Source organism: Haloferax sp. AS1 (assembly GCF_014530665.1).
In the GTDB taxonomy this organism is placed as follows: domain Archaea; phylum Halobacteriota; class Halobacteria; order Halobacteriales; family Haloferacaceae; genus Haloferax; species Haloferax volcanii.
Genome location: NZ_SPSA01000001.1, coordinates 1,745,968 through 1,768,155, shown reverse-complemented (window position 1 = coordinate 1,768,155; position 22,188 = coordinate 1,745,968). Strand labels below are relative to the sequence as shown.

Genomic DNA, 22,188 nt, shown 5'->3' with positions numbered 1-22,188 from the left:
GATATTCTCCCCCGGTTTGGTCAACGAATCGTGTGAAACCGTGACTCGAATGGTCGAATCGTATTGCTACGAGCCCAATCGTTAGACATATGCCTTCGGGAGTCGCAGAACGTGTTGTGATACAGACGACGCCTCTACGCTGTCCACGCACCGAGCGTCGACCGCACTCCACCTCCCGCGCCCGCCCGGCGAATCGAACGCCGGCCACAGCGCGGGGGGTGATGGCGTGAGCCGTCATCGGACCCTCGTCCTCTTCGTCGCGGCCGCGGTGCTGTTCGGAACCTCCTTCGTCGGCATCAAAGCCGCCATCGGGTCGGTCCCGCCGGTGCTGTTCGCCGCCTTCCGCGTCGACGTCGCCGCCGTCGTTCTCCTGACGCTCGTCGCCGTCCGCGGCGGCTACTGGCTCCCGCGGACCCGCGCCGACGCGCTCGGCATCCTGGCCAGCGCCGCGTTCGTCCTCGGGGCGAACAACGTGTTTCTCTTCCTCGGCCAGCAGCACGCGACGACCGGCGCGGCGGCCGTCATGTACAGCATCATGCCCGTCGCCTCCCCGGTGTTCGCCGTGTTACTCCTCGACGACGCGCGCATCTCGGCTGTCGACGCCGCCGGCATCCTGCTCGGACTCGTCGGCGTCGTCGTCATCGTCGGCCCCGAGAGCGTCCTCGGCGGCGGGAGCGTCGGACAGGCGCTCATCGTCTGTTCGGCGCTGTCGGTCGCCTTCGGGACCGTGCTCCTCAAGCGCGTCGGGCCGTCCATCGGGACGCTCCCGCAGACCGCGTGGGCGATGGCGGCCGCCGCCGTCGGCATCCACGCCGCCAGCCTCGGTCTCGGCGAGTCGGTCGCGCAGGTCGCGTGGTCGCCGGAGCTCGTCGCCGCGATTCTCTACGTCGGTATGCCCGCGACCGCCGCGGCCTACCCGGTCTACTTCGCGCTCCTCTCGGAGGCCGGCCCGGTCCGCGGCAACCTCGTCGCCTACGCGATGCCGGTCGTCGCCACCGTCACCGGCTGGGCGTTCCTCGGTGAGGCCGTCTCGCCGGCGACCGTCCTCGGCTTCGGGGTCATCCTCTCGGGGTTCCTCCTCGTGCAGCGCGAGAGCGTGGCTCGGGTGGTCGGCCTCCGGGGGAGCGTCCCCGCGGAAGCCGAGTGAAGAGACAGGCTTTTCAAAACTCTTGATTGCTGACAGGTTGTCGAGACCGTGTCGGATAGATGGTCCGTCTCGTCCACTAGTCGAGCAGCGATGGTTCTCGCAGGTCGAGAGCTACCTGACAACGATATATCTCTTTGGCGCGAAGGATAGTTGGGTCGAGAACCATGACCGAGACAACCGTAACCAAACACGAACAGCCAATGAGTGACTACCTCGCGCTGTGGCACGGGGAGTTCTCGAGGAGAGACGTCCTCTCCGATTCGTTCGTGGCCTACGAACCGAGCGCTCCGGGCGGCGAAGTTCGCGGACCTGACGCCTTCGAAGCATACGTCCGTCAACTCCGGTCCGCGTTCTCCGACTTCACGATTACCCCCGAAGCCGCGCTCGAAGACGAGGAGATAGTCATGACCGAGTGGACGGGGACGGGCACGCACGAAGGGGAGTTCGATGGGCTCCCCCCGACCGGTCGCACGTTCGAGCACAGAGGGATGTCGAAGTTCGTCATCACGGACGGGAAGATACAGGAAGAACGGATGTACTACGACCCGCGAGAGATTGCCGAACAACTCGGGTTCCGCGAGGAGTGAGAGCGCGGTTCCGTTCTCTCGAAGATCAACGTTCAACAGCACGAGAAAACGGAGCCAGCAGACCGAAGCCGAGCCTACGCGGCGACCCGCCGCCGGACCGCGACGGCGACGGACACCAGCGTCTCCTTTTTCATCGCCGCGAAGCCGAAGAAGATGGCTCCGAAGCCGACGAGCGCCGTCGTGTCGATGACGTGGCCGAGGAGTACCCAACTCATGAGCGCCGCGACCACGGGCTCGACGTAGCCGATGAGGTTGAGTTCGGTCGGGCCGAGGCGGTCCAGAAGCTCGAAGTAGAGGAGGAACGCCACCGCGCCGGAGACGAGCGTCAGGTAGAGGAACGACGCGATGCCGACGGGGGCGAGCTCGATAGTGGAAAGCGACTCGCCGCGGACGAGTGCCCAGCCGTGAAGCAGGACGCCGCCGCCGAGCATCGACCACGCCTGCATCGACTGGACCGGGAGGTCACTCCGGAGCGGGCGGGTGAGGACCGCGCCGAGCGCGAACGACACCGCGGCGAGGAAGATGAGGACGATGCCGAGTCCCTGCGCCGACCCGGACGACCCCGAGAACGCCGAGACTGGGTCGGCCACGAGCACGGCACCGGCGAAGCCGGCGAGCAGCCCGACCGTCCCGGTCTTCCCCAGCGACCCCCTGGCGAGGATAACGGAGGCGAAGACCGCAGTCAGGATAGGCGAGAGGCTAATGATGATAGAGGCCACCGCGCCGGGGACGTGTTCCTGTCCGAGGTAGAGCAGGCCGTGGTAGGCGGCGATGATGAACACCGCGCCGATGGCGGTCGCGAGCAGTTCGTCCCTCGTCTTCGGCCGCCAGCGGTCGGTCGAGTAGCAGGCGTACGCCAGCATCACGAGCCCCGCGAGTTCGTAGCGGAGCGCGGCGAAAGAGAGCGTCGGGAAGAACTCCAAGCCGACCTCGATGGCGACGAACGAGGTGCCCCACATCGCCGCGAGCGCGACGAAAAGCAGGGGCGTCGTCGGAACGTTTCTCCAAGTGGTTCGCGTCATAGTCGAATCTGTTTCAGCTCTCAGAGACGCACGCTGTTAAATCCTTCTACAAGAGATTTGTTTTGGGTTGGAGATTAGAATAAATATTCTATATTTTGCTGTACCAATCGCTCTATAATTCATGAAGATTCGAGAAGCCGCGAGAGGTGGCGAAAACGGCGGACAGAACAAGGACTTACGTCACCGACCGCAACGGGAGGGTATGGACGAACGCGACGTGCGCCTGTTGAAGGCCATCGCGGACCTCGGGACGGGCAGTCCCGAGAAGCTACACGAAGCGACGGACATCCCCGTGTCGACCATCCACTACCGTCTGAACAACCTGAAAGACGACGGCGTCATCGAAAACGACCTCTACGACATCGACTTAGAGGCGTTCGGACTCGGCGTCACCGTGGTCGTGGAAGTGCTGGCGGATTACAGCGGGTCGTACGAGGAAGTCGGGAACAAACTGCTGGAGATAGAGGGCGTCACGCAACTCTACTTCACGATGGGGGAGACGGACTTCATCGTCGTCGCCCATCTCGCGGACTCCGACCGCGTGGAGCGCCTCATCAGCGACTTCGAGGCGACGCCGGAAGTCGAGCGAACGAACTCGACGTTCGTCATCTCCTCGATGCGCGACAGCCACCGGGCGCTCCAGAGCTACACGCTGGAGACGCTCCTCGACGAGTTGGGTATCGAGGACTGAGAGTCGGCCGAGGGAGTATCACGGGTGGCCACGTACTACCGACCATGTCGAACGACGTGCGGACGTGGCTGGTCGAACGGACCTACTCGGACGACGAACAGAACATCATCATCCTCGTGTACGCGACCCCCGACGGGACGCGCTACCACCGGAAGGAGCGCTCGCTGACGAGTTTCGAGTCCGACGTGCGCGACACCTACGCCGCCGTCGACGTGCCCGAAGACGAACTGGGTCGCGTTGCCGACGAGGAGACGAGGGAGTCGTACGCGGCCGCCGCGACCGAGATGGCCGAGTCCCACGAGCCGACCGACACGGTCTGAGACCGGACGGTCGGCTCAGTCCACCGACGCGAGCGGGAGCGAGACGACGACGACCGTACCCGTGGGTTCGTTGTCCTCGAAGTGGACCTCGCCGCCGAACGAGTCGACAAGCTGGTGAACGAGGTAGAGTCCGAGGCCGGTCCCGGTGCTTTCGAGTCCCTTTTCCCCCTTGCCGAAGACCACCGACTTCCGCGCGTCGGGGATGCCCGAGCCGTCGTCGGCGATGCGGATGACCGCCATGCCGGCGTCGTCGTCCACGGCCGCCGAGACGGTGACGACGGTGTCGTCGGCGTTGTGCTGGACGGCGTTGTTGAGGAGGTTCCCGAGCACCGACGCGATGAGCGGGTTCGCGCGCACCGCCACGTCCGGTATCTCGCCGTCGACCGCGAACGTGGCGTTGGGAAACGCCTCGCGGCGGACCGCGAGCTCGCGGTCGACGGCGCTGGCGAGCGACATCGGGCGGGTCTCGACGCCGCCGCCGCTCATCGTCTCCATGAGGTCGCGGGCGACCTCGGTTATCTCGGTGGTGTGGCGGCCCGTCGAGAGGATGCGCGAGAGGATGTCCGCGCCCTCCTCGTCGACGTGTTCTCTGAGTAGCTCCGCCCAGCCGACGACGACGGCCATGTCGTTGCGGATGTCGTGGCGGACGATGCGGTTGAGCGCCTCCAGCTCGGCGTTCGTCCGTTCGAGTTCGCGCTCGCGGGTGCGACGGGCGGTCACGTCCTGTATCGTCCCCCTGAGCGCCGCCACGCGTCCGTTTCGGATGACCGGCTCGCCGTGGGTGCGGACCCACAGCTCCGACCCCTCGGCGGTCACCAGTCGGAACTCTTCTTCCCAGGGAACGCCCTCGGACCGACAGCGGTCCAACAGCTCGCGGATTCGGTCCCGGTCGTCGGTGACGTAGAACTCGATGGCGTCGTCGACCGTCGGCTCGTAGTCGAGCGGCACCTCGTGGATGCGCTTCGTCTGGTCGGTCCACGCCAGCGTGTCGGTCACGAGGTCGAGTTCCCAGCCGCCGACTTTCGAGATGCGCTGGGTCCGTTCGAGGAAGTCGCGGCTCCGTTCGAGTTCGTCCTCGCGCGCTTTCTGCTCGGAGAGGCTCTGGAAGACGACGACGTTGCGGTCGCCTTCGAGGGACGTGATGGAGAACCGAACCGGAACGCGTTCGCCGTCGCGCCGGCGAATCGCCACCTCGCCTTGCCACTCGCCGTCGGCTTCGAGCGCGGGGGGAATCGTCTCTCTGAGGCGTTCGAGTTCCGGCTCGTCGTGGAGGTGGCCCCAGCCCGTCCCGAGCATCGACTCGGGGTCCGAGTAGCCGCAGATGTCGGCCGCGGTCTGGTTGACGTACACGTGTCGGTCGTGCTCCGTGATGGTGACCCCGGCGTCGACGGCGTCGACCGCCTCCTTGAACGCCGCAAGGTCGCGCTCGCGTCGGCGCTCTTCGGTCACGTCCTCGACCGTCGAGATGAGTCGGTCCCGTCCCGAAATCTCGGCGACGGTGAGGCTGACGCGAATCCAGACGGTGCCGCCCGACGCGCCCTCGATGGGCCACGTGAAGGCGGCTCCGCCCTCCTCGCGGGCGGCCTCGACCTCGCGGAGAGCGCGCTCGGCGTCGTAGCCGGCGATATCCGCGGTCACGTAGAGGGGACTCGTATCGATGACCGACTGGCGGTCGATGCCGAGGATGTCCAGATAGTGCTGATTGATGTCGACGAGTTCGAGCGTTTCGAGGTTGCGAACCGCGAGGCCGACGTTGACGGCCTCGAAGAGCGCGCGGTAGTCGAGCGAGCCGACGGCGCTGTGGGCGGCGTCGTAGACCTCGCGGCCGAGCGTGTCGAGGTCGCGGTCGGCAGCGGTCGACCCCGCTACCGAGACGCGCGGGACGCCGTCGGCGCGGAGTTTCGAGGCGAGCGAGAGACCCTCCGCGTCGGTGACCTCGGCCGAGACGACGGCACAGTCGATACGAGCGCGTTCGAGTTCCGCGTGGACCGCGTCGAGGCTGTCGGCGGTCGAGACGCTGACATCGGTCGTCGCGTCACCGACCGAGTCGGGAAGCTCGTCGGCGAGACGCTCGCGAACGGCGGCGTCCTCGCTGACGACGAGGACGTGTAACCGACCAGGCATACCGGCGAGAGGACAGCGAGGTTCAAGTATGAACCGACAGCTGTCGGCGGGAAATCATGACCGGCGGGGAGCGCGAACGCCGCGCCCCGCCCACGTCGAAGATTCCAAACTTCGGGCGGCGAAAACCGGAGAAATCCAATCTTTGCCGGCGTCGGAGCCGAAGCCCCGAAGCGACAATCGACCTAAACGTGGAGCGCGTACTGTCACCTGTGAGGCGGCACCCGCCGCCTCGGTGAACACTATGACGACGACAAACGACTCGACGCGACTCGCTGGCATCGTCCTGCTCGCGCTGGCCGCGCTGTTCGCGCTCCCCGCCCTCGTCGGGATGGCCGGCTTCGGCGGCGGCATGCCGATGGGGTGGGGCGGCGGCTGGATGCACGACACGTGGATGCACGGCGGAACCGGCGGGACCGTCCCGTGGTGGATGTGGGGGATGGGAATCTTCGGGCAACTGCTCGTCCTCGCAGTGGTCGTCGGCGGCGGCGTCCTCCTGTTCCGCGCCCTGCGCGACGGGGACGACGGGAGCGACGGCGCGCTCGACGAACTCCGCCGGGCCTACGCCCGCGGCGACATCGACGACGAGGAGTTCGACCGCCGCCGCGAACGACTCGACCGCGACTGACGCGTCGGAAATCGAGATACTCCGGACGTTGCAGGCGAAACGAAGGGGTTCCCCGGGAGGCGGTCGCGGGGAGTCGGCGCGCGGCCGACCCGCTGAAGGCAGTGCGCACTCACCGCAACGACTATGGTCATTTAGGCCAACCTAAAACCATGGCTTCGGATGCATCCGACGGGAAGTTCCGTTCGTTTATCGGTCGGTTCCGGTCGCAGCGGACCCGACTCCGCGTGTCCGCGTGCGTCGCCGCGAGCCGGTCGATAGCGGTTCCGGACGACGACGAGCACGCCGAATAGGTCGGGGGAGCGGTCGGTTCGACCCGCTACGGGTCGCCGCCGGCGCGTCTCAGACTTCGACCGTCGCCCCGATGTCGGGAGCCGCGGCCTCGTAGCCGTCGGCGCTGAGCTCCCCGGCGAACGCCGCACAGCGGTCGCCGTGGTTGACGAACACCGGCGCGTCGCGGTAGTCGTCGAGGAACGACAGAAGCCCGTGGCGGTCGGCGTGGGCCGAGAAGTCGTACATCTCGGCGCGGGCGGCCACCGGGACGACGCCGCCGTTGAGTTCGCACCGGCCGCGTTCGACCAGTTCCCTGCCCGGCGTCCCCTCGACCTGATAGCCGGTGAGACAGATTTTGTTCGTCGGGTCGCCCCGAATCTCGGGGATGTACGTCATCGCCGGCCCGCCAGAGAGCATCCCGCTCGTCGTCACGATGACCGAGTTCTCCCGGGCGATGCGCTTTCGCTGGCCGTCCCGGCCCGAGACGACTCTGGCGTTCGACTTCGCCCGCTTGAGCGCCGCCGCGTCGCGGACGTAGTCGGGGTGATTTCCGAGCATCTCCAGCACGCGGACCCCCATGCCGTCGACGTAGCAGTCGATGTCGTGGGCGTCGAGCACCATGAGAAGCTCCTGCGTCCGGCCGATGGCGAACGCGGGGACGACGACGGTGCCGCCCTCCCAGACGGTCGTCCGCACCGACTCCACGAACCGCTCTTCGACGGTCGCGCGGTCCTCGTGCTCCACGTCGGAGTAGGTGGACTCGCAGATGACCACGTCGGCGTCCGGGCGGGCGGTCGTCCCCGAGACCAACCGCTGGTCGTCGGTGTGGAAGTCGGCGGTGTACAGCAGGCGGGTCTCGCCGTCGTCGACGAGGACGTGGGCGCTGCCGGGGATGTGGCCCGCGTTGTAGAACGTGACCTCGTGGCCGGCGGCCTCGAACGGCTCGCCGTAGTCGTGGTGTGCCGACTGCTGGGTCATCCGCCGGACGTGCGTCTCGGTGAACGGACAGTTGTAGCTGCCGCCGTGGAGTTTGAGCGTGTCGCGCGCGAGGGTCCGAGCGAGTTCGTCGGTCGGCGGCGTCCAATGGACCGCCGGCCAGTCGTCGCCCGAGAGGAGCGAGGGGACCGTCCCGACGTGGTCGAGGTGGCCGTGCGAGACGACGACGGCGTCGGGCTCGACGGAGCCGACGGGGAACTGCGGGGGGTTCCCGGTCAGCATCCCGTAGTCGAGCAACAGCGAGTCGTTGACGAGAATCGCGCTGCGCCCGACTTCCTCGGCCCCGCCGAGGAACTGGAGTTTCATTGGCGGCAGTACCGACCGGAGGGGCTTTTGCTCGTCGGTCCCGCGAGGCCGGCGGGACTCGGCGGGCTCGCGGGCTCGACGCTTTTCACGCCGGCCGCCGTCTCCCGAGGCGTGACCGGCTCCGACCCTGACCCTGACCCCGACGCCAGTTCCGACGCCGATACCGACGCCGATACCGACGCCGAACCCGACCGCGACGACCTCGACCGACTGGTGACGGCGCTCCACGACCGGCTCGCCGCGACAGCGACCCGGCCCGTCCGCGAGGACGCGAGCCGATGGCTCGGTGAAGCGGAGGCAGTCGCGGGCGACCTCGCAGTCGGCCCGCTCCCGGACGACGAGGTGGTCCGGACGCGCCTCGGCCACGTCGAACACCTGCTGTCGAACGTCGACGGAACCGAAGACGAGGCGGCCGACGAACACGTCGCGTCGGCGCGGGCGGCGCTGGCCGACGCACTGGCGATGCTCGGTGACGGCGACGGCGGGAGCGACGGCGACAGAGCCGGGTGAGCGGCTCGACGAGAGAAACGAGAACGGAGGCGAGAGACGAGCGGGGACACCGGGGACGGAGAGACGCGCGTGTCGCCCGGCGGCTCAGTTCGAGAACCAGTCTTTCGCGGTGGACGCGAGGATGGAGAGGTCTTCGAATTTGAGCATCCGGAACATGGCGAGCGGGCTACCGCCGTTCGCGGCGTCTAACTGCTCGTCGGGGAGGCGGTGGAGGTCTTCGAGCAGTTTGTCGTAGCGCTCGTTGGAGGCGCGGTAGAGCATCTCCGTCATGAACAGGCGGTTTTTCACCTTCGGCGCGACGCGGTCGTGCCACAGCTGGTCGTAGATGGCGAGTTCGGACGCCGAGGTGTCGCGCTCGGAGTTGGTGAGCGCGCGGTCGGCGGTCGCGGCCGCGACCCGGCCCGAGCGCATGCATTTGTCGATGCCCTCGCCCCACAGCGGGTCGACGGTCGGGACCGTGTCGCCGATGGCCATGAAGTTGTCCGTGCTCATTCGACCCGGCAGTTGGATGTGCGCGGAGCCGCGGTGCTGTTTGCCCGCGATGCGCTCCGCGTTCGCAAAGCGCGGGTCGGACTCGGTCCAGTACTGGAGGTAGTCGTCGATGGTGTAGCCCGACTTGGCGTTGTGGCGGTGGCCCTCGTTTTGGATGTAGCAGACGCCGACTTTCGCGGTGTCGCCGCCGGTGTGGAATATCCACGAGTAGCCGCCGGGCGCGATGTCGTGGTCGAGACGGAGCATCATCGCGTCGGTGAGGTCGCCGTAGCCGTCGGGCGCGAGGTCCATGCCCTCGAACTCGTACTCGATGCCGATGGCCTGCTTCTCGCGGCGGAGGTCGCAGACATCGAGGGCCTTGGCGAGCGGCGCGCTCGGTCCCGTGGCGTCGATGACGATGTCGGCGTACACCTCCTCGTCGCCGTTGTATCGGACGCCGACGATTTCGCCGCCCTCCATGATGGGCTTGGAGACGCGCGCGTCGAAGCGGTACTCCGCGCCGTCGGCCTCCGCCTCATCGACGAGCCAGTTTTTGAAGTCGGCAAACTCGAGGACTGCACCGGGCTGGTGGCGGTGGTAATGGTCGTTCGGGGACTCCAGGACGACGTCGTCGGTGAAGTTCATCACGACCTCGTCGGGGATGTTGAACGAGGCCATCGTCGACGGGAACGTCCCGGCGGTCGATTTGTTGCTTCTGGAGGGGAACTCGTCTTCGGACTCGGTTTCGAGGACGCACACGTCGTAGCCTCGGGCGGCGAGGTCTCGTGCCGCCTGTCCACCTGCGGGGCCCGCGCCCGCGATAATCACGTCGTAGTTGTCAGTCATTGTAGAGTAGGCATCACCGGTAGGGTTGGTCGTACGCGTTACACACCTTTTCTGTAACAAGCGTGTAATCTGCTTTGGTTTTGAACGGTCGGGAACGGGGGCCGTTCGACGGAATCCGTCCTCGGAGGGGCGACAGATGACTGCGGGAGGCGGCGGCCGAGCGGGGGTGGCCGCGGCGCACCGCTGGACAGCAGCGAAAACGACGACCGACAGGGCCGCAACGCGAGCGAGCGGCGACAGTCAGGCTTTCGGGATGCGGCGGACTTGGAACTCGCGGTAGCCGCCGTAGGCGGCTTCGAGCGCGCCGAGCCACCAGTTCCAGCGCGTCGCGGGGCCGCCCTCGGGCGCGTCGCGCATGTTCCGCACGATTTCGTCGCCCGTGAGCGGCGCGCCGCGGTCGGACTCGGCCTGCCCCGAGTCCGCGAGGTCGCGGGCCTGCCGCGCGACGACCCGGCGCTCGGCGTCGGTACCGCCGAACTCGGCGAGGGCGTCGCGGAACGACTCCTCGTCGAACGCGGGATGGGTGTCGCCGTGCCTGTCGGTGGGGGTCACGACTCTCTCTACGGGGGCCATGCCAAAGAAGGACTCGGCCGATTCGTCCGGGTGAAAACCCCCGTCTGCGGCGCAGAGCGCTCGGCTGGCGACGCGACGCCGGCGCTACGCCCACCACTCGCTCCGGCGCTCGCCGTACGTCGCGTTCTGGAACGGTTCGGGCTTGTCGTCGTCGGCCTCCGCGCCGAGGTAGTGGGCGGTCCAGTAGCCGACGTGCCAGCCGACGGCCTCGGTGTCGAGGTCGACGAGGACGACCCGGTAGCTGCCGTAGGTCTCTAACGAGCCGTCGCCGTCCGGGTCGTAGCCGCCGGCGATGGCGCAGGAGGCCGCGCCCGCGGCGCACGGCGAACTGTCCGCAAAGGAGATGCGCACCTCGGCGTCCGCGGGGTCGTCGACGTAGGTGTAGGAGAGGTTGTCGGGCATCCCCGGCGCGCCGCCTTCGAAGTAGTCGAGCGCGTGGCGAACCTGCTCGCGGGCCGCGACGGGGTCCGAGGCGTTCGTGTCGTCGATGTGGACCGTGAAGTTCGGGTCGTCCCACGGGAACGCCTTCTCGGTCGCGTTCGTCCGCGGGAGCGTGTAGAGGATGCCCGTGGCGTTCATCAACTCTGCGGGTTCGTCGCCGTGGGCGAGTCCGAGCGTGTGACCGAGTTCGTGTGCGACGATATCGACCGTCGAGTCGTCGCCGTATCCGGTTCGGACGTAGACGGTCTCGGGGCGGTCTATCTGCCACGCGTCGGTGAGGTAGGGCGCGCAGCCGGCCGCGTCGTCCAGCCCGCTGCACTCCGGGATGTCGTCGGTAAAGCGGACCACGAGGTCCGGGTCGCGGGCGTCGGCGTCGACCTCGTAGTCGATTTCGTACTCCAGGTAGCGCGAGTCGTTCCCCTCCCAGAACGCCGTCGCCTCGCTCACGAGGGCGGCGTAGTCGCGGCCGTCGTCGGGCGCTTCGACGGCGACGACGACCGGCTCGGACCCCCACGGCCCGTAGCCGGGCGCGGGCGTGAACGTCGTTGTGGGTTCGGGCGTCGGTGACTCGGTGGGCGCGGCAGTCGGGGTCACGGTCGCGGTCGTCGACGGAGGCGAAGTCGTCGGGGTCGCGGTCGCCGCGGGCGACTCGGTTGCCGAGTCGGTGGTCGGCGGCGAAGCCGCAGACGTGGCAGTCGTCGCTGTCGTCCCGTCGGTTCCCGGCGACACCGGCGCGGCACAGCCGGCGAGGACGACGAGCACCGCCACGAGGAGAGTCGAGCCGCGCATACCGAGACTGCGGCGGCGAACGGTCAAGAGCGTTTCCCGACGGCGCGAAAACGGCTCGACCGACAAAGCGGTCGCTCGGCGGTTCGAAAGCGGCTGAGAGGAGTAAGCCCCCTTCTGTTCGTCCCAGCATTCGGCTCAGCGTCCGCGTCCTTCTCGGGGCGAGCCCCCGAGGGCGCGACGGGCGAACCCGACGCGCCGTCCGAACTACCTTCGCGGCGCGGACTTGCACCGGTGAGGATTCGCCGTTCCATCCGTTCTCGACCGTCGGAGATGGCGACGCCACCTCATCCCTCTGCGGGTTAGCTCCCTTCCCTTACGGGTCGGTTCGCACGCGGCCGTGACGGCCGCGCCGGCGACGGCGGAGCCGTCGCGCGCGCATCATCGGTCGGGTCGAGCGGTCTCGTTTCTGTTCCAGCGCCAGCCGTCTCCGACTCCGGGCTTGCGCCCGGTCACCCGTTCGGACGGTGGGGGGACTTTCCTCATGCCCGTCTCGGGCACGGGAACTGGGCTCTCTCTGCCGACCTACCCTAGTCAGGTCGGTCGGATAAGCGGTTCGATTAACGGGGTCCTACCGGGGTTTAGCCGCACGTTATGTTGCAACGAAACTACATAACAACGGGATAACATCCGAGGGAAGCGTTGAAGTCACCACAGAACTTGAATGGTAATATGTCCGAGGCGCAGACCGTACACCTCACCTACGATGATGGGGCGCGGGCGGTCGAACTAGCGCGGGAATCGGTCGAATCGTACGTTCTTCACGGGCAGAGAGAACAACCGGGCAGCATGCGCGACGCGTTTTACGCTCGAACCGGGGCGTTCGTCCGCATCAAGTCGACACGGGGGCGCGGTCGACTGCGGGGCTGTGCGGGCGCGTATCGGGGGAAAGACCAACTCGGTCACGCCATCGTCGACGCCGCCATCAAGGCCGCGTCGGGCGACTCCTGCCAGACCGAAATCGAAGCACCCGAACTGCCGAACCTGAACATCTCTGTCTGTATCGTCAACAACTACACGCTGACTAACGACCCAGTCGCAGACATCGAACTCGGCACCCACGGCATCGCCATCGACGCCGGCGGCACCCACGGCTGGATGTATCCGACGCTGCCCGTCGAACTCGGCTGGTCGAAAGAGGAGTTCCTCACGAACGCCTGCCGTAAAGCCGGTCTGTCGCCGCTGGCGTGGCAGGACGACGATACCATGATTACCCTGTTCGAAGGACAGGTCTTCCGCGAGCGCGACGACGGCGGGAGCGTCGAAGCGCTGTAAGTCGTCGCGACGACAACTCGACTTCTCGGAGGGAGGGCTACGACCGGCGAGCGACGGCTCCGAGCGTCGCCGCCGCAAAACGAGAACGCGTGCTTACTCCTCGCTGACCCCGCCGAATCCGACCGACTCGGCGTCTTCGCTGGCCCGCGTCGCGGCCGCGTCGATGTCGAAGTCGAACTCGGAGACGACTTCGCCGTCGCGGATGAGCGGTTCGAGGAGCGACTCACCGTCGGTCGGACCGGGCCGCCCGCGGAGGCCGACGTGGTGGCCGCCGTCGACCGTGCGGTAGACCTCTTTGACGCCCGAGAGCTTGCCCCGCTTGGCCGCGGGTTCGCCGTTTACCTCGACGATGTCGAGCGCGAAGTCCACCGGGTCGGCGTTCGAGATGTGGCCGCCGACGCCGAAGCCCTCGACCACGTCGCGGAGGTGCCGAAGTTCGGCCGGGCCGAGACCGCCGCTCACGAAGATGCCCACGTCCTCGTGGCCGCGGGCGTCGAGTTCCCAGCGAACCTCGCGGACGATGTGACGGAAGTCGCCGCGGCGCGAGGAGGTGGTGTCGAGGCGGACGCTGTCGAGGTCGTCACCGAGCGCTTCGACCGCCTGGAGCACCTCCTCGGTCTCGTCGCCGTAGGTGTCACAGAGGGCGACCCGCGGCACGTCTTCGTCGACGGCCTCGTCGAACGCGCGGAACGCCTCGGCCTGATTGCCGCGCCCGAAGGCGATGAGGAGCGCGTGCGGCATCGTCCCCGACGCCTCCTTCCCGAGAATCTCGCCGGCGGCGACGTGCGAGAAGCCGTCGAGACCGGCGACGAGGGCGCTCCGCTCGACCATCGCGGCGATGGCGGGGTGGACGTGTCGCGCGCCGAACGAGAGAACGGTCGAGTCGGGGGCCGCCGCGCGGGCTTCGAGGGCGGCCGTCGCACAGCCCGAGGCGTGCGAGAGGAAGCCGAGAAGCGAGGTTTCGAGCCGGGCGAACTCCAGATAGTCGCCCTCGATTCGCATCACGGGGCCGCCGTCGAACAGCGTGCCCTCGGGCATGGCGTCGACGTCGATATCGCGGCCGGCGAGGAGTTCCGCGGCGTCTTTCACGCCGGCGAACAGCTCGAAGTCGCCGTCGGGGAACTGGTCGGCCGTCACCTCGGCGACGACGCGGGGGTTCTTGCCCGCGTGTCGGAGGGTCGCCTCGGTCCGCTCGAAGTAGGCGTCGGTCGCGACGCCGTCGCGGATGGCCTCGGGACCGACGATATCGAAGTCACTCATTGGCGCGGATTCCACCCGGCCGATGAAAAAGCTGTATAATCGGTCACGTGCGTCGAAGACGAATTGTCTTCAACGGGTCAGCAGACGGCGATTGTCGCGTCGTAGACCGTCCCGTTCTTGCGGGCGTAACTGGGTCCCGGCGACCACGGCCGGTCGTCGAGCGAAACCATCGAGTCCGAGGCCAGCGCGTCGTCGAAGGCGGCCTGTTCGGCGGGCGTGAGCGACTCGTAAGCGACTATCTCCGCGTCGGCGGGAACGTCGTCGGCCGGGTCCACGCCGAGTTGCGGCGGGCAACTGTTCGACCACGGAACGAGCGACCCGGTGACGAAGAGGAAGGCCGCGACGAACAGGACGAGCAAAGAGGCGACGAGCGCGAAGCGACCGAGCCGGCTGGACATACGGAGCGACTGTCAGCCGAGAAACAAGTGTTTTCTCCTAGCTTCGCTCGTGAATCTCGTCCACCTGCGCCACGGTCGGCGCGTTGACGACGGTGACGGTGTCGCCGTCTCTCGTCACCCGATAGGCGTCCGCGAAGGGGCCGTCGTCGACGCGGTAGGTGTCCTCGCCCGCCTCCGACGCGTTGAGGCTGCGCTCCAGCGTGTCGGTCACGTACGCCCGCTCGAACTGCTCGGCGTCCGCCTCGGTATCCCAGACCGTCCGCCAGACGTAGCCGCGCTCGTGGGGGTTCGCCTCGTACGTCTCGTCGGACGCCGGGCGGTAGGGAACCACCGCGTCGCCGGCCCAGCCCTCGGAGGGTTCGGCGGTGTAGTTGTACGGCGAGTACGCGCCGGGGGCCTGCTGGAGGCTCGCCCGGTCGACGGCGCGGTGCTTCCAGAACGTCGCGAAGATGGACGCCTCGCCGACCGTGTCGGCGGCGGGGTCGGTGTCGTAGCGCGTCCACGCCGCCGACGAGCGGTCTTCGACCGTCACCTCGACCGGTCGCTCGTCGGGGTAACGGGTCGGGTGGAGCACCTGCTCGGTCGAGGTGGGGCGGTCGGCGTAGGCCGCGTCGACGGCCGCCCAGCCGCCGCGGTCGCGCAGGTCCGAGACGAACGTCGGCCCCTCGCTGTACGGCGTGTAGATGGTGATGAACACCGGGTAGTCGACCGAGCCGCCGCCCGAGCCGCCGCCCGAGGGCCGGGGGACGCAGTCCCAGTCGGCCTCACAGCGGGCTTCGTACAGGCCGTCGACGTAGCGGGCGTCGCCTTCGACCAGCCCGCTGTGGGCGAGTTGGGCGTCCTGCGTCGACGGCGAGCGGTCCAGACCGAACTGCTGGTCCTGTGCGGCGTGGACCAGTTCGTGGGCGAGCGTCCGACGGTCGATGGTCGGTTGGCTGTCGTCGCTCACGACGACGATGCGGCCCTCGGAGGGGGAGTAGTAGCCGAGCACCACGCCGCCGTACAGCTCGTCGAACACCTCGTCGATGGTCCGGTCCTCACCGACCAGCAACAGCGCCTCCCACACCTGGTCGTTCCAGTCGCTGTGGACCGGGTCGGTCGACGCGTCGGACTCGTTTCGGTACTCGGCGCGCGAGACGACCTCGACCGGCACGGACTCCTCGAACTCCAGTTCGCGGACGACCTCGACGCGAGCCATCGTCCGGGCGACGAACGCCTCCATCTCGGAGTCGTTCAGGCCGTCGGACTGGTCGACTGCGATGGACTCGTTGTACCAGTAGCCGGCCTCCCAGCCGAGTCGGTCGGTCGACGGGTCGTCGGGCCACGACCGGTCGGCGTCCGGGTCCGGGTCCGCGCCCCCGACCGCGGCGTCCGAGTTGTCGTTCGCGGCGCTCGGGTCTGCGACGGGGGCGGCACAGCCGGCGACGACGAGCAGAAATGCGGAGAAAACGGCGGCGAGGCGGCGGTTCATAGCCAATTCACGGGCGGGAGTCGAAAAAGCGTCCCGGCGCGGGGTCAGCAGATTGCGACGACGGAGCTGTACGTCTCGTTTTCGTACCTGACGTACGGGCGCTCCACCCAGAACTCGTAGGCGTCGGTCCGCTCGGAGAACGACGCGGCGTCGGCGCTCTCTGCGGAGTTTGACCCGCCAACCGCCGCGTCGAACTCCGCGCGCCGCTCTGTCGAGAGGTTCGCGTAGTCGAAGACGGTCGCGTCGCTCGGAACCTCATCCGCGGGGTCGACCGAAAGCGAGGCGTTGCAGTCGAAGTACCACTCGTCGGTTTCCGTGGGCGTCGCCGGGTCGGTCGGTGTGGGTTCCGTCGTCGCAGTCGGCGTTTCCGCCGTCACCGACGGCGACTCACCCGGCGCGTCGGCAGTCGGGACGCCGACACAGCCGGAGAGGACGGCGAGCGCGGCGAGCGCCGCCAGCGGGAGGGCTCGAAAGCGGGCCATATCCCGGTTGGCGTCGCCCCGCGGCAAGTGCTTTGTCACCGGGCGGGCGGGAACGCGAAACGGAACGGGAAAATCAGCGTGAAACGCGGAGTCGACTCAGCCGGCGAGTCCCGGCCGAATCTCGTCCACGTCGGCGGGCGTCGGCCCGTTGACGACGACGACGCGGTCGCCGGTGCGGACGACCCGGAAGGCGTCGTTGAACGAGCCGTCCGCGATGACGTAGACGCCGTCGTCCCGCTGGGTGGCGTCGTGGGCGCTGAGGATGTTCAGGTACGCGTCGTGGAACTCCCGCGCGTCGTCGTCGGTGTCCCACTCAGTCACCCAGACGTAGCCGTAGTCGGTCTCCGCGCCGGCCGCGTTGCGGTAGGGGAACAGGCGGTCGTTCGCCCAGCCGTTCGACGGCTCGGCGTCGTAGTTGTACGTGTCGTACTGCGAGTTCGTGTCGAGGATGGACTGGACGCGGACGGTTTCCGCGCCGGACGTGCGGGCCTGATACCAGAACATCGCGAACATCGACGCCTCTCCGACCGTGTCCGAGCCCTCGACGCCCTGGTCGGGGAAGGTGGTCCAGCCGTTCGTCCCCTCGTCGACGAAGGAGATGGGACGGGGCGATTCGTCGGTGACGTGGATGGTCTGTTCGGTGGACGCCGGCGGGTCGCGAAGGGCGTCGTTGACGGCCTCCCAGCCGCCCCGCTCGTAGAGGTCGTGGACGTACACCGGGCCGTCGGAGTACGGCTGGAAGATGGTAATCAGGACGCCGAGGTTCGGGCTGCCGCCGCTGTTTTCCGTGTCGGGCGTGGCGACGCAGTCCCACGTCCCGGCCGCGCACCGCTCGCTGTACTGTCGTTCGACGTAGCTGGCGTCGCCCTCGACGATGCCGTCGGTGGCGAGGTCGCCGTCCTGCGTCTCGCTTCGGAATCGGGCGTCGGTCAGGTCGAACCGCTGGTCCTGTGCGGCGTGGACCAGTTCGTGGACGAGCGTGGCGTTGTCGATGGTCGGCTCGCCCGGGGAGTCGGTGACGATTTTAATTTCGCCGTCGGACGGCGAGTAGAAGCCGAGGACCGAACTCCCGGTCGTCTCGGAGATGGCGCTCGCGCTCGCGGTCGACTCACCGGCGATGAAAAGCGCCTCCCACACCTGGTCGTTCCAGCGGTTGTACTCGGAGTCCGAAGCGGCAGAGCCGCCGGCGTTGGCGCTCCGGTAGTCGTCTCGGGAGACGACGCTGACGGGGACGCGCTCGTCGAACTCCAACTGCCGGAGCTGTTCGACGCGGGCCATCCCGCGGGCGACGTACGCCTCCATCTCGGAGTCGTTGAGGCCGTCGGACTGGTCGACGGCGATTGGCTCGTCGTACCAGTAGCCGTTCTCCCAGCCGAGCACGTCCTGGTCGGGGTCGTCGAAGCCGTCTCTGTCCGGGTCGGGGGTCGCGGGCGACGCGTCGCCGCCGGGCGCGGCCGTGGGGGCGGCACAGCCGGCGAGAACCAAGAGTACGGCGGCGAAAACGGCGCGGAGACCGGTGGTTCGCATATCGTACCCTTAGACTCCGGAGTGAAGTACCTTGTCGGGTTCGGGCGTCGAATCGAACCGGCGCGTACTGTTTTGGTCGTCCCGGCGCAACCCACGCGCATGGAACTCGACCCGACCCGAACCGCGGTGGTCGTCGTGGATATGCAGAACGGCTTTTGTCACCCCGACGGGAGCCTGTTCGCGCCGGGGAGCGAATCCGCAATCGAACCGGTTACGGGACTCGTCGCCGCCGCCCGCGACGCCGGCGCGCGCGTCGTCTACACCCGCGACGTGCACCCGCCGGAGCAGTTCGATGGCAACCACTACTACGACGAGTTCGAGCGCTGGGGCGAACACGTCGTCGAGGGGACGCGGGACGCCGCCCTCCACGGCGACCTCGACGTGCGCGACGAGGACCTCGTCGTCGAGAAGCACACCTACGACGCGTTCTACCGGACGCAGTTGGCGGGCTGGCTCGACAGCCACGGCGTGGACGACCTGCTCATCTGCGGCACGCTGGCGAACGTCTGCGTCCTCCACACCGCCGGGAGCGCCGGCCTGCGGGACTACCGACCGATTCTCGTCACCGACGCGCTCGGCTACATCGAGGAAGAACACAAGGCGTACGCCGTGGACCACGCCGACTGGCTGTTCGGCGAGACGGCGACGCTCGCGGACGTGACGTTCGAGTAGACCGGCGGCCCCGCCGAGCGCGAGCGGAACCCTGACTCTAACCCCGACTCCGACGCTGACCGCGACTCCGGCCGCGTCTCACTCCCGAAAGAGCCGATACGCGCCCTGTCCGGTGGCGACGGCGTCGTTCCAGTCGCTCGACGGCGACTGCCGGGCGGCCACGTCCGAGTCCTCTTCCGGGTCGGTGCTGACGACGGTGATGGTGCTCACGCCGACCGAGCCGCCGGCGCGGACGACCTCAGCGACCGCGGTCAGGTCGCCCGACGCCCGCCGCAGGTAGTTCACGTTGAGATTGATGGTGGCGACGCCGCCGGCGAGCGGGTCGTCGAGCATCGTCCGGAGGGCGATGCCGCCCGCGGTGTCGATGAGCGTCGCCGCGATACCGCCGTGAATCGTCGGCGGCGACACGGTGTTGGTGAGCTTCTCGTCGTACGGGATGGTCATCACGATGCGGCCGCGCTCGATGGCGTCGACGCGGGTGTTGAGCCACGACAGGTAGCCGTGTTCGTCCTCGATGTGTCGCTGGACGATTGCCGCGGCCTCGGCGGGAAAGTCGTCGGCCATATCACGAACGAGTGTGTCAAATAGTATGTAACCGACGGTCGGTGGCAACCCCGGCGGCCCCGCGAGCAGCGCGAGCAGGCGGTCGCCTCGCCGGTCCCGCGAGCAACGAGTGGGCCGCACCGAGGCGACTGCGAGCGGGAAACCGACCGGCGAGTGAGCCGAGCGGACGGGAGCCGTGGAGCACTTGTCAGTCCGGTGGTGAGTGAAATATATACACGTTCACGGAGTGATACGGGTATGAGCGACACCCGCGTCGTACTGGTCGACGAGTGCCCCGACGGCCTCGTCGACGCCCTCGGACGACGCGGGTTCACGACCGAGACGTGCGCCGACCGCGGCGACGTGTTCAGTGCCCTCGACGCCGGAGTCGGCGGCGTCGTCGTCCGCGGCGCTCTCGACGCCGAGTTCGTCTCCGGCGTCCGCGACCGAGTCGGCGTGGTCCCGGTGTTCTTTCTGACCGAAAGCGCCCCGGAATCGGCCCACGACGGCGGCGCAATCGCTATCAGCGACCCGGAGACGCCGGAAGCGGTTGCCTCTGTCGCCGCGCGGGTCGAGCGGGCCATCGAGTTCACGCAGTGGGCGTCGGCCGGGCGGAACTCGGACTCGCTGTATCGGACCGTCGTCGAACAGAGCCACGACGCCATCTTCGTCGCGCAGGACGGCGAGTTTCGCTTTTGGAACCGCCGGCTGACCGAGCTCACCGGCCTGCGCGACGGCGAACTCGCCGAGCGGTCGGTGTCGAGTATCGTCCACCCCGACGACCGCGAGCGGGCCGCCGCCATCGCCACGACGCGACGACAGGGCGGCGACGCACCCGCGAGCTACGAGATTCGTCTCGTCGACGCCGACGGCGCGGCCCGCGAGTGCTCGACGAACGTCAGAGAAATCGACTACCACGGCTCCGACGCCGTCCTCGTCTCGATGCGCGACGTGACCGAGCAGCGGGCCACGGAAGCGCAGTTCCGCGGGCTCGTGGAGTTGGCACGGGACCTCGTGACCCTCGTGGGAACCGACGGGCGAATCAAGTACCAGAGCCCCTCCGTCACCGAGGTGCTCGGATTCGACGAGGACGAACTCGTCGGAGAGCACGTCGCCGACCTGATTCACCCCGACGACTGGGACCGCGTCAAGGCCGTCTTCGAGCGCGCGCTCCAGACCGGGGCCGACGGGACCGACTCCGTCCGGTACCGCCAGCGGAACGCCGAGGGGTCGTGGACGTGGCTCGAATCCGTGGGGAGCAATCAGGCCGACACCTCGGTCGACGGCTTCGTCGTCACCTCGCGGAACGTGACCGAACAGCGGAGCTACGAGCAGCGGCTCAAGCGCTACGAGACCATCGTCGAGAGCATCGGCCAAGGCGCGTACGTGCTCGACGAGGCGGGTGTCGTCCAGTTCATCAACGAGGCCGCGCTCTCGCGGACGACCATCCCCATGTCGACGTTCGTCGGCCGACACGTCTCGGCGCTCCGCGACGCCGGCTATCTCGCCGCCGACCAGTACGAACGCGCCCAGTCCGCGCTCGACGCCGTCCTCGGCGGCGAGAGCGAGCGCGAGCGGTTCGAAATCGAACTGTCGTTTCCCGAGAAAAACTACGTGGCCGAGTTCACCGTCTCGCCCATCGTCGACGACGGCGGGGAGGTCGCGGGCGCGGTCGGCATCTCGACGGACGTGACGGAGCGAAAGCGGTACGAACAGCGGCTCAACGCGCTGCACGCGTCGACCCGACGGCTGACGGGGGCGACGAGCCGCGAGGAAGTCGCGGAAATCGTCCGCGAGGCCGCCACCGAAGTCCTCGACTACGCGATTAGCGGCGTCCTCCTGTACGACGAGTCGCAGGACGCGCTCGTCCCGACGGCGTTCACCGACGAGGCGTGGGACGTGTTCGGCGACGTGCCGCCGATTCCGCGAGGGGCCGGGCTGACGTGGGAGGTGTTCGAACGCGGCGAGCACAACCTCTACCGGGACGTGGACTCGAACCCGCGACGGTTCGTCCTCGACGCCGGGGTCAAAGAGGAACTCATCGTGCCGATTCCCGACCACGGCGTGTTCTTCGTCGCGTCCGTCGGCGACGACTCGCTGGCCGACCAGCGCATCGCGTTGGCGAAGGTGTTGGCCGCCAACACCCGCGCGGTCTTGGACCGGGTCGAACGCGAACAGCTCTTGCGGCGGCGCGAGCGCGAACTCGCCAGCCAGAACGAACAGCTCGAATCGTTCGCGTCGGTCGTCTCGCACGACCTCAAGAACCCGCTGAACGCGGCGATGGGCTATCTCGACCTCGCCCGCGAGCAGTACGACGGCGACGAACTGGACCGCGTCGCCGACGCCCACGAGCGGATGGCCGGCATCGTCGAGGACATGTTGGCGCTCGCGCGCAACGGTCAGACGGTCGAGGAGGCCGAGCGACTGTCGCTCGGGGGCGTCGCCGAGGCGGCGTGGACGACCGCCGCGAGCGACGCGCCGGAAGCGACGCTCGTCACCGACGGCGAAATCCCGGTCGACGCCCACCGCGGGCGGCTCAGACAGCTCCTCGAAAACCTCTTTTCGAACGCGATTCGCCACGGCGGCGACGACGTGACCGTCCGGGTCGGCCCCCTCGACGACCGCGCCGGCTTCTACGTCGAAGACGACGGCCCGGGGATTCCGCCGGACGACCGCCCCCGCATGTTCGAGGCGGGCTACACCACGAGTTCCGAGGGGACCGGCTTCGGCCTCAGCGTCGTCATGAGCGTCGTAAACGCCCACGGCTGGAGCGTCTGGTTCGTCGAGAGCGACGACGGCGGCGCACGGTTCGAAATCACGACCGAAAGCGACCACTGACGGGCCG

General features: G+C 68.1%; 22 protein-coding genes and 1 other RNA gene. 10 read left to right on the top strand and 13 right to left on the bottom strand.

Going from position 1 to position 22,188, the window contains the following annotated elements; all coding sequences use genetic code 11:
- Positions 1–226: 226 nt before the first annotated feature.
- Both E4P24_RS09395 and E4P24_RS09390 read left to right on the top strand, forming a co-directional pair.
- Positions 227–1,147, top strand: a complete 921-nt coding sequence (locus E4P24_RS09395) for a DMT family transporter (protein ID WP_144858428.1) — start codon at positions 227–229, stop codon at positions 1,145–1,147.
- A gap of 200 nt (positions 1,148–1,347) precedes the next feature.
- Positions 1,348–1,734: an ester cyclase gene (locus E4P24_RS09390; RefSeq protein WP_223173908.1), complete on the top strand. Its 387-nt coding sequence runs from the start codon at positions 1,348–1,350 to the stop codon at positions 1,732–1,734.
- A 74-nt stretch (positions 1,735–1,808) separates the two neighbouring features.
- On the opposite strand, the gene E4P24_RS09385 is transcribed toward E4P24_RS09390, so the two are convergent.
- Entirely contained in the window at positions 1,809–2,756 is a 948-nt protein-coding gene (locus E4P24_RS09385) for a DMT family transporter (protein ID WP_004063048.1), read from the bottom strand.
- A 202-nt stretch (positions 2,757–2,958) separates the two neighbouring features.
- On the opposite strand from E4P24_RS09385, the gene E4P24_RS09380 reads away from it, so the two are divergent.
- Both E4P24_RS09380 and E4P24_RS09375 read left to right on the top strand, forming a co-directional pair.
- Positions 2,959–3,447, top strand: a complete 489-nt coding sequence (locus E4P24_RS09380; protein ID WP_004041677.1) for an Lrp/AsnC family transcriptional regulator — start codon at positions 2,959–2,961, stop codon at positions 3,445–3,447.
- A 44-nt stretch (positions 3,448–3,491) separates the two neighbouring features.
- On the top strand, positions 3,492–3,767 hold the full coding sequence (locus E4P24_RS09375) for a hypothetical protein (RefSeq protein WP_004063049.1): 276 nt from the start codon (positions 3,492–3,494) through the stop codon (positions 3,765–3,767).
- 15 nt (positions 3,768–3,782) lie between these two features.
- Here E4P24_RS09375 and E4P24_RS09370 read toward each other — a convergent pair whose 3' ends face one another.
- Positions 3,783–5,891: a PAS domain-containing sensor histidine kinase gene (locus E4P24_RS09370; protein ID WP_115861238.1), complete on the bottom strand. Its 2,109-nt coding sequence runs from the start codon at positions 5,889–5,891 to the stop codon at positions 3,783–3,785.
- A 241-nt stretch (positions 5,892–6,132) separates the two neighbouring features.
- Between E4P24_RS09370 and E4P24_RS09365 the strand changes: the two genes are divergently transcribed.
- Positions 6,133–6,516, top strand: a complete 384-nt coding sequence (locus E4P24_RS09365) for an SHOCT domain-containing protein (protein ID WP_188148405.1) — start codon at positions 6,133–6,135, stop codon at positions 6,514–6,516.
- A gap of 149 nt (positions 6,517–6,665) precedes the next feature.
- Positions 6,666–6,806: a hypothetical protein gene (locus tag E4P24_RS09360; RefSeq protein ID WP_004063052.1), complete on the top strand. Its 141-nt coding sequence runs from the start codon at positions 6,666–6,668 to the stop codon at positions 6,804–6,806.
- A 49-nt stretch (positions 6,807–6,855) separates the two neighbouring features.
- Here E4P24_RS09360 and E4P24_RS09355 read toward each other — a convergent pair whose 3' ends face one another.
- Complete coding sequence (locus E4P24_RS09355) at positions 6,856–8,088, bottom strand: MBL fold metallo-hydrolase (protein WP_115861240.1); 1,233 nt, start codon at positions 8,086–8,088, stop codon at positions 6,856–6,858.
- A 111-nt stretch (positions 8,089–8,199) separates the two neighbouring features.
- Here E4P24_RS09355 and E4P24_RS09350 point away from each other — a divergent pair, with 111 nt between their 5' ends.
- Positions 8,200–8,598, top strand: a complete 399-nt coding sequence (locus E4P24_RS09350; protein WP_188148404.1) for a hypothetical protein — start codon at positions 8,200–8,202, stop codon at positions 8,596–8,598.
- Between the two features lie 84 nt (positions 8,599–8,682).
- Here E4P24_RS09350 and E4P24_RS09345 read toward each other — a convergent pair whose 3' ends face one another.
- The 4 genes from E4P24_RS09345 to rnpB all read right to left on the bottom strand — a co-directional run bounded on the left by E4P24_RS09345 (position 8,683) and on the right by rnpB (position 12,237).
- Positions 8,683–9,915 (bottom strand): digeranylgeranylglycerophospholipid reductase, encoded by a 1,233-nt coding sequence (locus E4P24_RS09345; RefSeq protein WP_115803285.1) that lies wholly within the window; start codon positions 9,913–9,915, stop codon positions 8,683–8,685.
- Positions 9,916–10,155: 240 nt separating this feature from the next.
- A complete protein-coding gene (locus E4P24_RS09340) occupies positions 10,156–10,488 on the bottom strand; it encodes a hypothetical protein (RefSeq protein WP_004063056.1) in 333 nt (110 codons plus the stop codon).
- A gap of 84 nt (positions 10,489–10,572) precedes the next feature.
- Entirely contained in the window at positions 10,573–11,718 is a 1,146-nt protein-coding gene (locus tag E4P24_RS09335; protein WP_188148403.1) for a zinc-dependent metalloprotease family protein, read from the bottom strand.
- 91 nt (positions 11,719–11,809) lie between these two features.
- An RNA gene (rnpB, locus tag E4P24_RS09330) (RNase P RNA component) lies at positions 11,810–12,237 on the bottom strand.
- Between the two features lie 150 nt (positions 12,238–12,387).
- Here rnpB and E4P24_RS09325 point away from each other — a divergent pair.
- On the top strand, positions 12,388–12,990 hold the full coding sequence (locus E4P24_RS09325) for a TIGR00296 family protein (protein WP_004041686.1): 603 nt from the start codon (positions 12,388–12,390) through the stop codon (positions 12,988–12,990).
- 93 nt (positions 12,991–13,083) lie between these two features.
- Here the strand turns inward: E4P24_RS09325 and E4P24_RS09320 are convergent, their stop codons facing one another.
- The 5 genes from E4P24_RS09320 to E4P24_RS09300 form a co-directional block, all read right to left on the bottom strand.
- Positions 13,084–14,250 carry a nicotinate phosphoribosyltransferase gene (locus E4P24_RS09320; RefSeq protein ID WP_115803287.1) on the bottom strand — a complete coding sequence of 389 codons (1,167 nt, stop codon included), beginning with the start codon at positions 14,248–14,250 and terminating at the stop codon, positions 13,084–13,086.
- A 77-nt stretch (positions 14,251–14,327) separates the two neighbouring features.
- On the bottom strand, positions 14,328–14,648 hold the full coding sequence (locus E4P24_RS09315; RefSeq protein WP_115861248.1) for a hypothetical protein: 321 nt from the start codon (positions 14,646–14,648) through the stop codon (positions 14,328–14,330).
- A gap of 37 nt (positions 14,649–14,685) precedes the next feature.
- On the bottom strand, positions 14,686–16,119 hold the full coding sequence (locus E4P24_RS09310) for an Hvo_1808 family surface protein (RefSeq protein WP_188148402.1): 1,434 nt from the start codon (positions 16,117–16,119) through the stop codon (positions 14,686–14,688).
- Between the two features lie 44 nt (positions 16,120–16,163).
- A complete protein-coding gene (locus E4P24_RS09305; protein WP_115861252.1) occupies positions 16,164–16,601 on the bottom strand; it encodes a hypothetical protein in 438 nt (145 codons plus the stop codon).
- A 96-nt stretch (positions 16,602–16,697) separates the two neighbouring features.
- Positions 16,698–18,128 (bottom strand): Hvo_1808 family surface protein, encoded by a 1,431-nt coding sequence (locus E4P24_RS09300; RefSeq protein WP_115861254.1) that lies wholly within the window; start codon positions 18,126–18,128, stop codon positions 16,698–16,700.
- A 99-nt stretch (positions 18,129–18,227) separates the two neighbouring features.
- Here E4P24_RS09300 and E4P24_RS09295 point away from each other — a divergent pair, with 99 nt between their 5' ends.
- Positions 18,228–18,800: a cysteine hydrolase family protein gene (locus E4P24_RS09295; RefSeq protein WP_188148401.1), complete on the top strand. Its 573-nt coding sequence runs from the start codon at positions 18,228–18,230 to the stop codon at positions 18,798–18,800.
- Between the two features lie 78 nt (positions 18,801–18,878).
- On the opposite strand, the gene E4P24_RS09290 is transcribed toward E4P24_RS09295, so the two are convergent.
- The gene (locus tag E4P24_RS09290) at positions 18,879–19,364 is read right to left on the bottom strand and encodes a PaaI family thioesterase (protein ID WP_004041693.1); all 486 of its coding nucleotides are present in this window, start codon (positions 19,362–19,364) and stop codon (positions 18,879–18,881) included.
- A gap of 237 nt (positions 19,365–19,601) precedes the next feature.
- Between E4P24_RS09290 and E4P24_RS09285 the strand changes: the two genes are divergently transcribed.
- A complete protein-coding gene (locus tag E4P24_RS09285; protein WP_188148400.1) occupies positions 19,602–22,181 on the top strand; it encodes a PAS domain S-box protein in 2,580 nt (859 codons plus the stop codon).
- Positions 22,182–22,188: the final 7 nt, after the last annotated feature.